This is a genomic window from Maritimibacter sp. 55A14 (assembly GCF_003122205.1).
GTDB lineage: Bacteria > Pseudomonadota > Alphaproteobacteria > Rhodobacterales > Rhodobacteraceae > QEYE01.
Genome location: NZ_QEYE01000011.1, coordinates 1 through 15,682, shown reverse-complemented (window position 1 = coordinate 15,682; position 15,682 = coordinate 1). Strand labels below are relative to the sequence as shown.

Here is a 15,682-nt window from a genome sequence, read left to right as displayed (position 1 = left end):
TCATTGGACCCACGGCCTCAGCCCGTGCCGACGCTGGTCTCCTGCGCCTGCCGCGCGTCCGCGCGGATCATCGCCGCGGCCTTCTCGGCGATCATGATGACCGGCGCATTGGTGTTGCCCGAGGTGATCGTCGGCATGACCGAGGCATCCACCACCCGCAGCCCCGCCATGCCGTGCACGCGAAGCCGCGCATCGACGACCGCTTGCGGGTCGTCACCCATCTTCGCCGTGCCAACCGGATGGAAGATCGTCGTACCGATTTCGCCGGCCGCGCGCACCAGTTCCTCTTCCGTCCGGTACTCCGGGCCGGGACGGAACTCCTCGGGGCGGTAGCGCGCCAGCGGGGCCTGCGAAACGATTTCGCGGGTGCGCTCGATGGCGCGCACCGCCACTTGCCGGTCGCGCGCGGACGACAGGTAGTTGGGGGCGATCTCCGGATGCGCGAACGGGTCGGGCGCGGTAATCGCCACATGCCCGCGGCTTTCGGGTCGCAGGTTGCAGACCGAGGCCGTGAAGGCCGGGAAATCGTGCAGCGGCTCGCCGAACCGATCGAGCGAGAGCGGCTGTACGTGGTACTCCAGATCGGGCGTCTCCAGCGCCGGGTCCGACCGGGTGAAGGCGCCGAGCTGGCTGGGCGCCATCGACATCGGGCCGGATCGTTTCAGCGCGTATTCCAGCGCGATGCCGAGTTTGCCCGCCAGGCTGCCCGCCTGCTGGTTCAGGGTCTTCACCCCCGAGACCCGGAAGGCGCAGCGCAGTTGCAGGTGGTCCTGCAGGTTCTGGCCGACCCCCGGCAATTCGTGGCGGGTCTCAACGCCATGAGCCTGCAGAAGTGCGCCCGGCCCGATCCCCGAGAGCTGCAGGATCTGCGGCGAACCGATGGCGCCCGCGGCCAGGATCACCTCTCCGCGCGCCCGCGCCGCGTGCCGCACACCCTTTCGGCTGAAGACGACACCGGTGGCGCGCCGCCCGTCGAAGGCCAGACGCTCGGCCTGCGCATGGGTGACGACACGCAGGTTGCGCCGGCCCCGCGCCGGACGCAGGAAGGCACGCGCCGTGCTCCAGCGCCAGCCCGCGCGCTGGTTGACCTGGAAGTAACCGACGCCCTCGTTCGTGCCGGTGTTGAAATCCTCAGTGGCGGGAATGCCCGCGGCCACGCAGGCGGCCTGGAAGGCGTCGAGTATCTCCCAGGAGAGGCGCTGTTTCTCCACCCGAAACTCGCCGCCCGCGCCATGTATCCCGTCCGCGCCCCGGTAGTGATCCTCGGACTTGCGGAACCAGGGCAGCACGTCGTCCCAGCCCCAGCCGGTATTGCCCATTTTGCGCCACTGATCGTAGTCACGCGCCTGTCCGCGCATGTAGATCATCCCGTTGATCGAGGAGCAGCCCCCCAGGATGCGCCCGCGCGGATAGCCCAACGCGCGCCCGTTCAGTCCCGACTCCGCCCGCGTCGTGAAGCCCCAATCGGTGCGCGGATTGCCGATGCAGTAGAGATAGCCCACCGGGATATGCACCCAGATGTAATCGTCGCGGCCGCCGGCTTCCAAGAGCAGCACACGCGTTGCGCCGTCCTCGGTCAACCGGTTGGCCAGCACGCAACCCGCCGAACCTGCGCCGACAATCACGTAGTCGTATTCGCCCGCATCCAGCATCGCGCGATCCTCCCTCGCGCCACAGACTGCCCCAGGGATGCGGGAAGTCCAAGGGGCATGCTGCCCTCACGCAGGTCAGCGGAACGGCCCCTTCCGCACGCCGCGACGGGCCGCACGAAATACCCAAGCCGGAGCCCTGATCTTCGCACTTGACGGCATGCGCCCGGTCGCTTACCTAGCCTTCGCCTGTGGCGGAGTAGCTCAGTCGGTTAGAGCAGCGGAATCATAATCCGCGTGTCGGGGGTTCAAGTCCCTCCTCCGCTACCAGTTTCCCAATGTGTACGACCCGGAGACATGGGTAACAGATCGTACCTAAGACATGGGTGACAATCTCGTGCCGAACGGATTGTCGATGGTTTGCAAGGTTCTCTGTTCCAGGTCGATATATTCCAGATCGTACTGCATGAAGCTCACGATCCAAATGCCATTGTCCACCTCCTTCACTCCGAGTCTCTGACCGGCGAGCACGGTCGAGACGTTGATCTTCTTTCGCTGCATGCAGATGCGCCCGCATGCGGTGACGATGATGTCGCGGTCGTGGAAGGGGTATTCCACATCCGGCAGGCCGTCATAGGGTCTTGAAGAAGGCGCATAGGCTTCGGCGGGCACCCTCATGGTGAGGCCTCCGTGCGGCCTTTCGTCTTGACCTTGCTGGCAAACCCATCGAACCGGCCATGTTGTTGTAGGGAATTCTGGCCTAATCGCCTGACGTTCCCTCACGGTTCATCCCCGCGGGTGCGGGGAACAGGTGGTGGTGCAGGAATATCCCGCCTGGCTGATCGGTTCATCCCCGCGGGTGCGGGGAACAGATGTGGCTGCGTCGCGGGCACAGCGAGGAGAGCGGTTCATCCCCGCGGGTGCGGGGAACAGGTGTCCATGAAGACGTCGCGGAGAACCTGCAGCGGTTCATCCCCGCGGGTGCGGGGAACAGGTGCAGAGATCGTCCATGACCTGTTTCGGGGCCGGTTCATCCCCGCGGGTGCGGGGAACAGGTCGAGGCGATGCCGCTCTGCGCGGTCGTCAGCGGTTCATCCCCGCGGGTGCGGGGAACAGGCCCAGAGGGCAACCATCTCCATCGCGCATCCCGGTTCATCCCCGCGGGTGCGGGGAACAGGCGTTATAAGCGCCATCCAGCCCGCCACCATCCGGTTCATCCCCGCGGGTGCGGGGAACAGACCAGCGCGATCCCTACGAAGACGGCAAATTTCGGTTCATCCCCGCGGGTGCGGGGAACAGCCCTCGGCCAGGTACTCTTCCCAGACCACGCCCGGTTCATCCCCGCGGGTGCGGGGAACAGCCGTTCTGGTCGGAAACGCGGCATCGGTTCTGCGGTTCATCCCCGCGGGTGCGGGGAACAGTGCATCGCCGCGTTGATAGGCTTGTCCGTCTGCGGTTCATCCCCGCGGGTGCGGGGAACAGCGCGCCATCGTCTACGGCACGCTCTTCGTGGCCGGTTCATCCCCGCGGGTGCGGGGAACAGGGCCGTGTCACGATCTCTGGCACCGACCTGGACGGTTCATCCCCGCGGGTGCGGGGAACAGGCCTCGCCCCGCACCAACCCGGTGGGTTATGTCGGTTCATCCCCGCGGGTGCGGGGAACAGCTATTGAAGACGATAGCCAAGAATAACAACGACGGTTCATCCCCGCGGGTGCGGGGAACAGGTGGCCGCGATCAAAACCGCGTAGGCGTCGAGCGGTTCATCCCCGCGGGTGCGGGGAACAGAACTCCGCCGCCTGACCGACCGTCATTCCAGCCGGTTCATCCCCGCGGGTGCGGGGAACAGTCCATACTTCAGCGATTCAACCTGCCTCCTAACGGTTCATCCCCGCGGGTGCGGGGAACAGTTCGGCCTATTGGCTCAAGCACCTGGATCAATCGGTTCATCCCCGCGGGTGCGGGGAACAGTCGGGCAGCGCCTCGTAGGGATTGCCGTCCGCCGGTTCATCCCCGCGGGTGCGGGGAACAGATGTCTGCCCCGCAACTGCCTGTTCTGCCTGCCGGTTCATCCCCGCGGGTGCGGGGAACAGTAGCCATGGCAGACTGGCCCACCGACAGGCAGCGGTTCATCCCCGCGGGTGCGGGGAACAGACTTAACCTGTTACCTGTAACAAATCATGACACGGTTCATCCCCGCGGGTGCGGGGAACAGGGCCTCCCGGTACATGCGATGCCCGCACGCCTCGGTTCATCCCCGCGGGTGCGGGGAACAGCATCTGCGCAAGTACCACAAGTTTCCGTCGGCCGGTTCATCCCCGCGGGTGCGGGGAACAGATCGGCGCCAGCATCTCGAAGCCGACTGCCTCCGGTTCATCCCCGCGGGTGCGGGGAACAGGTGGCGTCCAGCGTCTGGTGGAAGCGCCTGGCCGGTTCATCCCCGCGGGTGCGGGGAACAGGAGCTGGCGGAGGCGGAGACGTGAAGCTGGGGCGGTTCATCCCCGCGGGTGCGGGGAACAGCTCGCTTCCCGTTCCCGCGCCTCGCTCGCGATCGGTTCATCCCCGCGGGTGCGGGGAACAGACGGGGATCAAGTCGATCAAACGCGGCAGCTACGGTTCATCCCCGCGGGTGCGGGGAACAGCCGCGCCCGTACCACGGATAATACCGCAGGTTCGGTTCATCCCCGCGGGTGCGGGGAACAGTGAAATCCTCCATTGGGGTTTCAATCCCGTCCCGGTTCATCCCCGCGGGTGCGGGGAACAGAGGGCACGATCTTCGAGGAAAGCCACCTGCCGCGGTTCATCCCCGCGGGTGCGGGGAACAGCATGACATGAGCGAGGAAATCAGCCGGGACATCGGTTCATCCCCGCGGGTGCGGGGAACAGGGTTCAGAGATTAACAACCGGACTGAAGTCCGCGGTTCATCCCCGCGGGTGCGGGGAACAGCCCGCTTCATGCAGAATTCTCTCGGCTGCCTCCGGTTCATCCCCGCGGGTGCGGGGAACAGACTTGCTGTAGATGCTTGATCTACCGTAGTTTTTCAATTGTCAAAGAGCGCACCGGTGTTTTCTCGTCGGGCAAAGAGGTCTCGTCAGGGCTTCGAATGGCCTTGCGGAAAGAAGCTCACCAGCTTCAACCCACCGAAATCCGCCGGCATTCGGCGGTTTCGGCCAATGGTGGCGAAATCATAGCCCTGATCAGTCGCCGCTTTCCAAATCATCACGCCGTCACCGCCGTCGATCCCCGCTTCGACCTGCGCCCAGATCATCTCACGGGTGCGAGCGCTGTAATTGCCAACATAGACCCCTGCCCGAACCTCGACCAGCCATGCCGCCAACCGGCCACGTAACCGGGGCGGGCCATTTGAGATGACAACGACCATCATCTGTGCCCCTCATCACCGGACCGCTTTGGGTCTTCGAAGGCGGGCCCGAGAGCCTCGGGAGGGGGGTCCGGTTTGGGCTTTTCTCCGGCGTCGAGAACCTCTTCGATGCGCGGAATGATGCTGGAGAGCAGCCCGGTACGGCGGAACATGTCCCGACAGGCCAACCGCACCGCCCGGTCGGATGACATGTCAAGTTTACCCCTGGCGGCTTGGCCCGCTATGCGGAACGCCTCCGGCACGACGGTGGCGAGTTTGTACAGATCGGCGATGTCGTAGACGAATGACAGAGGTTTTCCGGTGTGGAGAAATCCGATCGCAGGCGCGTATCCGGCAGCAAGCACTGCAGCCTCGGTCAGGCCATGCAAACAGGCAGTGGCGGCAGACAGGCAGCGATTGGGGATATCGCCGGCCTCCCAATTCGTCACGTCATAGGATCGTCGTTTCCAGGTGACACCATATTGCTGGGCGAGTTTGGCGTAGGTTTCACGCACGCGCACCCCCTCGATCCCGCGCAGTTGGTTGATCGACCGGCGGTTCGGGGCGTCCTCATCAAAGCGTAGTTCATACATTTTACGCACGACGCGCAGACGGGCGGCGTCGTCAAGGGCAATTGAGGCCTGCCAAAGGAGTTTATCAGAGCGCGCCCCACCGGGCTGACCTGCGGAATAAAGGCGCACACCGCCCTCCCCCACCCATGTGATCAGGGTGCCGACACGGGCTGCAAGCGAAATGGCCGCATGTGAAATACGCGCGCCGGGCTCAAGCATGAGACCCGCGAGACCGCCAACCGGAATCTGGGTTCTGGTCCCATCCGCATTCACAGCAACGAATGCCCCATCTGCCACATCAAGCCGGGCCCGTTCGACAAAAACGAGCTGCGCGCGATCCTTCATTGGAATGGGACGTGGCGGCGGAAGACCGGGTAGGTTGCTCATCTCGCGCGACGGACAAGCATCAGGCCACATCCGAAGGCCTTGGCCCGTCCCAGCCCCTTGGTGTGCCCTTGCAGGAAAGCAACGGGATCGGTGACTTCGATCTCACCCTGAAAATCAAGGATACCGAATTGCGGCTGACGGTCCCGCGGCCCTTGGTGCGACGGCAGCGCATGAACCGAGTAATTCGTCACCGCGCACTCATTCACCGAAAACCCGGTCCGTTCGCCCTGACGTGTGAGCCACGCAGATCCCACGCTCCCGGCAATCTCCATTCGCCGGGCGGAGCGTTCGTCCTTAGGGACAGTGTAGAGGGCGTCCATGACCACATCGACGCGTTTTCCGCCTTTCTTGGTACGGGTGGCATTGGCACGGAGTGAAAAGAACAACCGATCCCCGGGCGAGATTTTCGGCGCATAGGACTTTGTAGAAACGCGCGAAAACAGATCGGTCTGCACCGGTTCCCGTTCGGACAGAACAAGGAATTCGCCCTCACGGATCTCGCGCCAAAGAAAATCGCGGCGGCGATCAGGATCATCGGCGAACAAGGTCCAGAGCACGCGGTGATGCGCATCCGTTCGTGCGCCGGCATCCTGGGGCAGCAGCAGCGCGTTCAGGGCCTGTACCGAGGGCTGACGGGACAGCGTGACACGAGACATATACATGATCAGGTCTCCGGTCGGATATCGACGGGGCGATAGGCCACACGGCGCGCTGCAAAGTGCCATTTCTCGCGATCCACGGCGCAATCGTGGCGGGTCTCGATATGGGTGTCGCCCTCTTCGAAATCGGTGATGAGGTGGGTCGCAAACGCCCCGTCCTGCCAATAAGGGAGCCGCACATGAGCCAAAGCCGCCTCTGGAGAACGCTCGGAGATGAGCCGCGGCGCGACCGGGGCCGACAAGGGGCAGGATTTTCGACCGAAATAGAGCGCAAAGACCGGTTCTTCCAATGCCGCGCGCAGATGTTCAAGCTTTCCACCGCCCCAGAGGGCGACTCCGAACAGCAGGCCGGTCCTGTAGTCGCGCAAGGTGATCGTGGTGTTGGTGGTGCGCCCAGCCATGCGAAGGGCTTCGGGGCGGGAATTTGGGTGCCTTGCCTTGGCCGAAGGCACGGTTTCGACAGTGTGATAATCCCGAACCACATGTTCGGAACCTGAAACAAAAGGGGCCACTGCCAGCCCAAGCTCATCGAGATCGGAGAAATCATCCTCTCGACGCAATCCCAATGCGGCACCGAGCAATCCGGTCACCGCCGATCGTCCCGGCCAGAGGTGAGACCCGCGCCGTTCGTGACCGGCCAAATCGCCCATTGCACCGATCGTGGCCGACAAGGTGAAGACCAAATAGTCGGTCATGCGCCCGCCTTTACCGCCTTTGCTGCGAACGCGGCGATGTCATCGAGCGTACCCACGCCTGCCGGAATGTTCATCACTTTATGCTCCGCATAGGCTTCACCATAGGCACGGTCGATGGTCTCGACGGCATTTTCCAGTGCCTGCACCGATGTCTCTTCCCAAGGCTGCGTCCTAACCGGAGCAAAGAAGGCGCCCGTCAGGTCGCGGGGCTGCTGCGGACCGATCTCAGCGCGAATGTAATAGGCGCGCGGCCGGTGGGCAAAGCTGTTCTGTTTGCCGGTCGGTGTGGCCACAGCAATGGCGCGGGCCAAAGCGTCGACCCCTTTGGCGGCAAGATCGCGATCCCCGTTCAAATTCTCGACCAGGAGATCGACATTCACACAGACGTATTGATAATAGATGCCAGACCCGAACGCGCTCTCGCCAAGATGCCCGGCACCGCTGTCTTCGGCCTTGTTCAGGTCATCGACGGCGGAATACCAGTCATCCTCGGCCACGGCCGTGTGGGTCGTGATTGCATGGCTGACCTGAACGGCAGCGTCGCGGTTGAAATCAGCGTCATCCGCCAACATGCGCCCGAACATCGCGATATCAATCGCCCCATCCGCCTTGCGCAGAACCAGTTTCTTGAGTTCCTTGTCCTTGGGAAATTCTTCGCCAACCAGAACTTTCCGGGCGAGATCCTCGGCCAGTTTCCATTCATCTGGTGAAATGAACGCAAGCGTTGTTCCGATCATCCTTTCCGGGGCCTTTTTGTCCGGCGTTTCCAGCTTGCCGAAAATGGCCGCCACCTGTTCCGCCGCGTTGACCGCCGCACCGGGTTCTGCCCCCTCCGCGACCAAAGTGTCCCGCAATCCACCAAACAGTCGCTTGGTGCGCGTTCCCCGATGATCGGCCAGATCGAGCGCAAAGAACGCGCTTTCACGGATCGCCCGCTTGACCGATTGCGACGACAGGCGGAGCCGGGGTGCACCACCGACATTGGCCTGTTTGGGTCGACCCTGGTCATCACGGTTCGGATTGGATGGACCGTATTTGGTCAGCACGTGAAATTGCGCAAAGGTGGTCATTCGACTTTCTCCTCGGAAATCGACTGGGGCGCATCGGCGCCGAAATACTGGAAACACCAGCGCGTGCGCGTGCGTTCATTCCAGAACATGAGGTCTTCGCCCAAGGCCGCGACATTGCACCGGTGGTCCGCCATGCGGATTGCGCGGCGCAGACCGCTGGCCAGTTCATTGTCGTTTGACCGCATCAGGCGCTGAAACCGCAGGTGGGACAAAATCGGCTCTGACCCGCCAAGAACGCGCGCCAAATGGGCACCGCTGTTTTCGCGCACTTCGGCCAGAACAGTGACGATGCGGACAAGCCGCTCTGCGTCCCTTGTCTCCAAATCCTTCGCCAGCTCGTGCACCTCGGGTTCACACAGCAGCTCGATCGGGCTTGCGCGCCGCAATCGGGCCGAAAGCGCCCGGCCCCGCGCGGTCTTGCGGTCGAGCGCCCTGCTCCACCACGACAGGATTGCTTTACCTTTATCGCTCATGCTGCTTTTCCTTTGGTCGAAGGGAGATCCAGTCCGAGCGCCTGGTAGAGTTGTTTTCCATATTTCCCGTAGCCCGCGCATGTTCCTGTCAGGTTCCGGCGCGCGGTGACAATCTTCTGGATATCAGTGCTGTGGCGCTGAGCCAGCGCCGGCAGAGCCAAGGCATCAAATCGGCGCAGGGCTTCGGATTTGAGATCATCGCGCCAGCCTGCGCAAACCTTTGACGGGTCAACATCGGATTTAAGCGCCTCCAGACGGGCGAGAAATGCCGGTTCAGTAGCGATATAAAAGGCTTCTCGCTCTGCCTCTCGCGCTTCCCCTCTGGCCAAAATCGGGGTCAGGGCATTGCGCAAGGCGACGGCCGCATTGTCAGCTGCATCAACCAGGCCGCTCAGAACGAGGCGACTATCCTCGGACAGTTCGATGAAGGGTTGGACGGAGTAGACAAAATCGCGGGGTTTCATGTTGTCCATCGCCCAACCGGCAACGATGACATGCGCAGGTCGTTGACCTGAACGTCCATTTTCCCAAGTGTCCAGACAAGCAGCCCTTTGCGCCAATTCGGCGTCGTGGGGCTGAGTAAGGATGCCCAACCAATGGCGATAACCAAATGTCCCCGCTCTGGGGTGGACAGGCAGCGCCACGTCACCGGCTTTCTGTCGGTAGTAAGGGCTGAGTGGATGCACCCATGACGCGTAATTGGCGCCATAGGGTTTCTGAATGACGCCCGTCACCACGTCATGTTCCGCAACAAGCCGTAGTCGGCGTGGCGCACCGAAAAACGCTTCGACAGAAAAGGTCTGACCCTGCGGAGGGTGAGCTTCCTGTTTATTATCCGACACGCGGGTCGGGTTCATCCAAGGCAGTTCGGTCAGGGATGCGGACACGCCATAAGGGACGTTCGCCCAAACAAGCGACCAAAGCCCGTCTTGAGGATCGACAAGTGTCACCATCGGACCGCCCCCGCGCATAGAGGTTCGGTTCCCCTTCCCGCCCGAAGGCGCGTGGGCCTGAAACGTGAACAGCGCCATCGCCGCCAGAGGGAGGTCAAGCCCGCGATAGCGGCCACGATGCACCACGAGGTCAGCATTGTTCTTGGCGGTATTGGCCCCAGCACTGTCGATGAACAGCATGTCTGGCGGGTTCGGGGCGCCCTCCAGAGGCTCAAGGTCCTGCAAGAAAAGCGGGCCATCACCGGTCAGGTTGAAGGCATTTTCATACGCTGTAAGCTTCGCGCGAAGGCGATCGGGGTCAGGCGCTTCGCGGTTTTCCCAATCATCGATGTCTTCCGGCGGGTCGGCCATGTGGACGAGGCCGATTAACAGCTCATAACAGGCGATATTCAGATCCGCGCGCGGCCAGTCCGGCCCCAGGATAGCCTCGTCCGCCATCTGCCAGGGCGCAATCACCCGTCTGTGGCCAGATCTATCAACGACCGGAATCCATGGGTCGGAAATTAGATTCAGGGTCACTAGAAAATCCAGTCTACGAACAAAACACCGTTATTCGACCACACTAGGAGCGAGTTCTATTTGTATCAAGGCTTTCAATCTGCAGTCGCAAAAACCAGACCGATGTCAGAATCATACCGCAAGTCAGCGCAAATCTTTCCATCATCGGAAACCGGGCAAATAACGTGGGATGCCTTTTTCCAGTCCGGCCAGGTATCCGTAACACTAGCTATCTCGGGCAGACCTTGATCAGGAAGGTCCAGCTTTTCAAGCTTGTGTCGCGCAACTGAGACTTCGGACATTGCCCACCCATCGGCGCCGTCGATCAGGGGGACGAGGCCTCCACCCCGTTCCCGCGCGAGGACAAGAATGCGTTCCTCTGGCCCCAGCCGTGTCGGGTATGAGGCATCGTCATTTGCTCGTCCGCCCGCGCGATACCCTTCGTCGAGATTGACGGCATTCTGGGACGCAAGAGCCCCGTGACTGGCCTCAACCCCTAGACGCTCCATTTCAAACGTCTCCAGAACTTCGGGCAGGGCGGGCGTATTTGAATAGCTGCGCTCGATCAAGGACCGAATACCGGATGGGGCGACGATCCGGCCTTCATCGAACAGGTGACACGCAGTCCGCCACATCAAATCGGCTGAATAGACATAAGCGCCCTTGTCCAGTGTGTCAGAAAGCCAGCGACTGTTTTCCACCTGCGCCGGATCGGGCGCCAGAACATGGAGAACTGGTTCAGACACTGGGCGATCAGCGGCGGGTCGTTTGTCCATATGCCGCCATAGCCGTCCCACGCGTTGCACCAGACCCGCCATCGGAGCGAGATCGGAAACCATCACATCGAAATCGATATCCAGCGAGGATTCCAAAATCTGCGTTCCGACCAGCACGCGCCCCGCCGTGTCAGTTGAGCCTTTGCCAAATCTTTCGCGTGCCGTCTTCTCGATCCGTTTCCGGTCCCCCAAAGTGTAGCGCGCATGCAGAAGGTCCGCCCTGATCCCCGCCGCTCGGAGCGCCTGAACAGCCGCAATCGCATCGTCCACCGCATTGCGCACCCAGACGCTGGCCGCGCCCTGCCCAGTCTTTTTTGCAATCAGATCGATCGCTGCATCCGGGCTTGTCAGCCGCTCCACCCGCACCGTACCTTTCGGGCCGGTGTCCTGCGGCAGGTCGCGACGCCTCTCGCCGCCTGCAATGGTCAAGGCCGGATAGGCTAGATCAGCATCGTCAACGCCGTCATAGACCGCAAGCAGCTTTCGCCGAAGGTCGAGCGGCAAGGTCGCGGTCAATAGAATGGCCGATCCCCCCGCTTGTCGATGCATCCGAAGCAGGTGACAGAGCGTTTCAGCGACATAGCCTTCGCCCAACTCATGAACTTCGTCCACGATCAGGATTTTCGAAGACAGGCCGAAGTGCCGCAGTGTCTGGAACCGGACCGGCAGCACCGCCAGAAGCGCCTGATCTATGGTGCCTACCCCTACATTTGCCAACAATGCCCGACGCCGGTTGTCGGCCAGCCACTCGGTGCAACTGATATCCTCGGGCGCGTTCGGGCTGCCTTCGACAATGTCCCTGTAGTCTTCGGACAATCCCGCGCGCCCATGCGCGAGCGTCACGGAAGGCGTCGAATCGAACATCTTTCCGATGCTCTGGCTGACACGCGAAAACATGGCATCCGCTGTTGCCATTGTAGGCAGGGCAAAGTATAAACCTCGCCCCTTTCCGGCCAACAGCATCCGTTGGGCAAGCAACAGGGCAGCTTCGGTTTTTCCAGCGCCAGTCTCATCCTCGATGATGGCAAGAGTCGATCCGTCTGGCAGGGGAACCGCGGCACTGGCGTTCTGCATGGGCCTGAGTTCTGGCCAGTTGAAGATGCGCCTGTCTGATGGGAGCGGCGCCATGATACCCGTACCCACGAGCGCCCTTTCGGCAGTGTCACGGCTTTGGGTCAGGTAGTCAGCCAAGGACAACTGATTGCTTTGGGCCCGGAACCAATCGGTGTTTGATCCGATCCAATCCGCCGTCGTCACCAGTCCCGAAAGCCACCAGGACAAACGCATGACATCTTTCGAGGTCAGGCCGGCGATCGAAGCCTCCGGCCAAAGGGAAGCGAACGCTTTGATCGTATCTTGCGCGTCTGCCTTCGCCTCGGTTGTGAGCGTCAGCGCAGCTCGCCCCAATTTGCTCTGGTCAAGCGTTGACGGGCGACCGTGATGGCCAGCGGTTGCGCCGATCAATGGGGGCAAGCGGTTGTCTCTCTCCGGCGTTAGTATCGAGGCAAGGAGAGACATGTTTGCGTTCAAGTGAACCTCGGTCAGTTCCCAGTGCCTGTAGGTCTGACGCCCTGCCCCGCGCAACATTGACCGGAAAGTAGCGCTAATTTTTCCAAGGTCGTGCAGGGCCGTCAGAAAGACAAGCGCTTGGTACTGCGGAGCCGGTAAGTGAACTGCTTCCAACAGATGTTCAGCGACCGCAGCCACATCCAGCATGTGATAAAGTGCAGGGTGCTCAGTGCCAAAACAATCCGCACTTTTTCCCGGCCAACGCCCAATGACTTCGAGATTAACCACCATTTTCTATTGTCGTCCCAAGTGAGATGCTGCCGATTTCGCGGACAACAGGTAAAGCTAGCATAGCACGGGCCTCGAACTCCATCGGGCTGAGGCAGCCAAGAGCAGTGTTCGGTTTGTTGGGACAGCTTCTGGGCGGTTCCCAAGTGGATTGCCGCCTTGGTTATTCCGCTGCCGCTTCCGGCATCTGCAGGCTGACATATGCATGATCTAGGGTGCAAACTGGTCCGGTCTGGCGTAGCTGCACCACGGTTATGCTCGCGGTCCCCGAGTCAGTTCTGGGCCGATCTCGTAGAATGTGGGGCCTTGCGGGTTTGTCAGTTCTTCCCGCAGCATTGCTTGAATTTGCGTCCTGAACCGCAGGGACAGGGATCATTCCGCCCGGGGCGTTTGCTCTGGATGGGCGCGCGGGAGATGTTGTCGACCTCCATGACAAGCTCCGGGCGCGACACAAGCAGGATCGCAGCAACGCAAATGGGGATCAGATCAGGGGCTTGGATGTCGATCTCGTCGATCTCTTCCTCGGTGAATCTGCTTATCCCCTCGTTGAGTTCCTGCAGGGACATCAAGAATATCAACGATGACTTCGTCTCGTCATCGGCCTGTTCGAGCACCACTTGCCAGGCTTCGGGACGCAAGCGCATCGCGCGGGTAAATCCATCGACCCACGGCTCCCATAGCGTCTCGTCACTGCTCGGGTCCACCTCGTAGATCGGTTCGATCCATGGGGTCTTTGTCACCTCCGAGGCGACTGAATTATAATGCGCCATTACCACCGCGATCGTTGCTTCGGCCGTCGTCAAATCAGGGAAACAGGCATCACCGATCTCTCCCCAGACATGTGGAAGCCACTCGGAAGGCGGGATGAGATCGGGACAGGCAAGGATGCCGGTGACATAGCCATCGAATTCGCTCAGAGTCATCGGCAGATTTTCCTGCGGCAAAGCCGACAAGCACTCGTCGAGGCGATCGAGGTCCTGATCCGAACTGCTCATGGCGCGTCTCCTTCATTTCGAACCTTTGCGTATCCGCACAAATGCCAAATCGCAATCCAGCCACCGTTCAAGAGTCCTGTACGTTCACGGTGATCGTCACGACCACTAGCTAAGCCCCGGTCATTCCGGTTGAATAGCTTCATGGCATTATTCAGGCGAATGCCGGGATTGGAGGTCGGCCGTGGGGTGCTGCGTTGCGCACCAAGGGCTGCTGTGCGTAAGCTGCACCGCGGCGTTCCAAACTGAAAGGAAGTCAAGCGCCCGCTCCCGCCCTTTCCGGACCAAGGTCAGAGTACCGCCTCTATAAGGATAGACGTCCTTGGCGGATTTCTTCCGAGGCTATGCACCCTATAGTTCGCTGCCGGCCCTAGGACTTCGTGCAACTGCGGCGGATCCGCGAATGTCTCGCTGATTCACGCTGTACAGCGCCTTTGAGCATGTCCCCAAACTGTACCGGCAAGAACATTCCCTTTTGTTGGCAAACATTTCCCGCATCCTGGGCATTGCAAGCAGAGCACCTGACCCTATCTCGATCGGACGAACAAATCACAGCGGACAGGCAGGTGCGATGACGACCAAGGGGACAGGCATTCAAGGGACGGCGCGGCGTGGGTCCCCATGTCGTGATGCTGTCCATACGCTCATGGCAGATGCGCGTCCAATCCGGGCTGGAACCGGAGCATGAGACTTGCGAAAGAGGCGACCCGCGTCGCGAAGGACATCCAGGTCAACCTTCAGGCAGGGAGACGCGTCAAGGATATCGGGGATGCAAACCGCATCGCGTTTCTCAGTGCTGAGCTGACGTCCGAGTTGCTCACCGAGGATCATCCGGATGCGATCTACGCGTTTTCCGTCCGGCTAGCGCCCGAACGCCTCGGAAAGTACACCGACGGCGATGGGGACCTCGATTCCCATGCGCTTAGAAAGGAATTGGCAAGGACGCTGAAACGAAACCTGCAACGTGACACGGAAGAAGACATTGCCGGCATCCACTGGAATGTGCTCGACCTCCAATGCCGGGACGGAAGCGAGCTCGCCCCCTGCCTCCGTGGCATGGTGGCATTCCGCCCCGAATACGAAGCACGGGTGCAATCTGCCTTCCAGGGCTTCAGCACCTTCCACACACAACCAGGCCAGGCCGTCGGGTTCGAGCTGATCAGTACACCTGCGGACGCATTGAGATGGGCGGTGCACGCCATGAATGCCGGCGCGAAAAGCTACAGGTCCAGGGAAGCCATAGAGTGCACAAGCATGCTCTGGAGCGCAGCCTGCAGGAGAATATCCGGCACATCGGATCCGTGGATCACGGGGCTGTAGTCTCCATGCCGGCTTCACAGATTTCCGTGCCTGCGTCCAAATCCTGTGACGCGATGAACTATCCGACAAGAGAATCAAATATGGGCAGCGAGGGCAAAAGGCCGGTCCCATGCGGCCCTGAACCATAGCCGCGCTCGACGGCGTCCGTCGAACGATCTCGGGGTCCATCAAGGATCGCAGAACGCCGCCTTTTCCGGTCGATACTGCCGGCCTTCCTTACGATGACTGACAGGCGTGCCCTGAGCGCCCCTGTAGGGCGCGCTGGAGGGCGTTGAGGGGCTGCCGGGACCCGTGACGAGCCAAAATACGCAGCGCCGCTCTGTGGCGCTAATCTGAAGCCATTCAGGGATGCTGGAGATAACCACAGATGACGAGCAGTTCGCGTGAAACCTTCCCGCTGAAGTTCGGGGAATCTTTCGACTGGCCCTCCGACTTGGAGCCACCGGAATGTGGATATTCGATCTCTCCACATAAGAACAAGCAGCCCTTGTATGCGGGTCGGATGTTGCTGGAGCCGGACATCGATCTGGGCCTTTACCG

The 15,682-nt window shown here is 61.4% G+C and carries 12 protein-coding genes, 1 tRNA gene and 1 CRISPR repeat array; of the genes, 2 read left to right on the top strand and 11 right to left on the bottom strand.

Features of this window, described 5'->3' with window-relative positions; all coding sequences use genetic code 11:
* Positions 1–17: 17 nt before the first annotated feature.
* Entirely contained in the window at positions 18–1,652 is a 1,635-nt protein-coding gene (locus DDZ14_RS10785) for a GMC family oxidoreductase (RefSeq protein WP_109424990.1), read from the bottom strand.
* 190 nt (positions 1,653–1,842) lie between these two features.
* Here DDZ14_RS10785 and DDZ14_RS10780 point away from each other — a divergent pair.
* Positions 1,843–1,919, top strand: a tRNA-Met gene (locus tag DDZ14_RS10780).
* Positions 1,920–1,964: 45 nt separating this feature from the next.
* Here DDZ14_RS10780 and DDZ14_RS10775 read toward each other — a convergent pair.
* From DDZ14_RS10775 to DDZ14_RS10730, 10 genes are all read right to left on the bottom strand, one after another.
* On the bottom strand, positions 1,965–2,267 hold the full coding sequence (locus DDZ14_RS10775) for a transposase (RefSeq protein ID WP_109424989.1): 303 nt from the start codon (positions 2,265–2,267) through the stop codon (positions 1,965–1,967).
* Positions 2,268–2,371: 104 nt separating this feature from the next.
* Positions 2,372–4,596: a CRISPR direct-repeat array (repeat unit 29 nt; unit sequence CGGTTCATCCCCGCGGGTGCGGGGAACAG).
* Positions 4,597–4,680: 84 nt separating this feature from the next.
* Positions 4,681–4,974: a type I-E CRISPR-associated endoribonuclease Cas2e gene (gene cas2e / locus DDZ14_RS10770; RefSeq protein ID WP_109424988.1), complete on the bottom strand. Its 294-nt coding sequence runs from the start codon at positions 4,972–4,974 to the stop codon at positions 4,681–4,683.
* Positions 4,971–5,867, bottom strand: a complete 897-nt coding sequence (gene cas1e / locus DDZ14_RS10765; protein ID WP_233252551.1) for a type I-E CRISPR-associated endonuclease Cas1e — start codon at positions 5,865–5,867, stop codon at positions 4,971–4,973. Before cas1e ends, cas2e begins: the two co-directional genes overlap by 4 nt.
* Before the next feature lie 38 nt (positions 5,868–5,905).
* The gene (gene cas6e / locus DDZ14_RS10760; RefSeq protein ID WP_233252550.1) at positions 5,906–6,571 is read right to left on the bottom strand and encodes a type I-E CRISPR-associated protein Cas6/Cse3/CasE; all 666 of its coding nucleotides are present in this window, start codon (positions 6,569–6,571) and stop codon (positions 5,906–5,908) included.
* 2 nt (positions 6,572–6,573) lie between these two features.
* On the bottom strand, positions 6,574–7,263 hold the full coding sequence (gene cas5e, locus DDZ14_RS10755; RefSeq protein ID WP_109424986.1) for a type I-E CRISPR-associated protein Cas5/CasD: 690 nt from the start codon (positions 7,261–7,263) through the stop codon (positions 6,574–6,576).
* Positions 7,260–8,333, bottom strand: a complete 1,074-nt coding sequence (cas7e, locus tag DDZ14_RS10750) for a type I-E CRISPR-associated protein Cas7/Cse4/CasC (protein ID WP_109424985.1) — start codon at positions 8,331–8,333, stop codon at positions 7,260–7,262. Before cas7e ends, cas5e begins: the two co-directional genes overlap by 4 nt.
* Entirely contained in the window at positions 8,330–8,806 is a 477-nt protein-coding gene (gene casB / locus DDZ14_RS10745; RefSeq protein WP_158275507.1) for a type I-E CRISPR-associated protein Cse2/CasB, read from the bottom strand. The genes cas7e and casB overlap by 4 nt, the downstream gene beginning before the upstream one ends.
* On the bottom strand, positions 8,803–10,278 hold the full coding sequence (casA, locus tag DDZ14_RS10740) for a type I-E CRISPR-associated protein Cse1/CasA (protein WP_158275506.1): 1,476 nt from the start codon (positions 10,276–10,278) through the stop codon (positions 8,803–8,805). The genes casB and casA overlap by 4 nt, the downstream gene beginning before the upstream one ends.
* 74 nt (positions 10,279–10,352) lie before the next feature.
* The gene (cas3, locus tag DDZ14_RS10735; protein ID WP_158275505.1) at positions 10,353–12,833 is read right to left on the bottom strand and encodes a CRISPR-associated helicase Cas3'; all 2,481 of its coding nucleotides are present in this window, start codon (positions 12,831–12,833) and stop codon (positions 10,353–10,355) included.
* 314 nt (positions 12,834–13,147) lie between these two features.
* Positions 13,148–13,825: a UPF0149 family protein gene (locus DDZ14_RS10730; protein ID WP_109424981.1), complete on the bottom strand. Its 678-nt coding sequence runs from the start codon at positions 13,823–13,825 to the stop codon at positions 13,148–13,150.
* 681 nt (positions 13,826–14,506) lie between these two features.
* Between DDZ14_RS10730 and DDZ14_RS10725 the strand changes: the two genes are divergently transcribed.
* A complete protein-coding gene (locus DDZ14_RS10725; RefSeq protein WP_109424980.1) occupies positions 14,507–15,142 on the top strand; it encodes a hypothetical protein in 636 nt (211 codons plus the stop codon).
* Positions 15,143–15,682 lie beyond the last annotated feature (540 nt).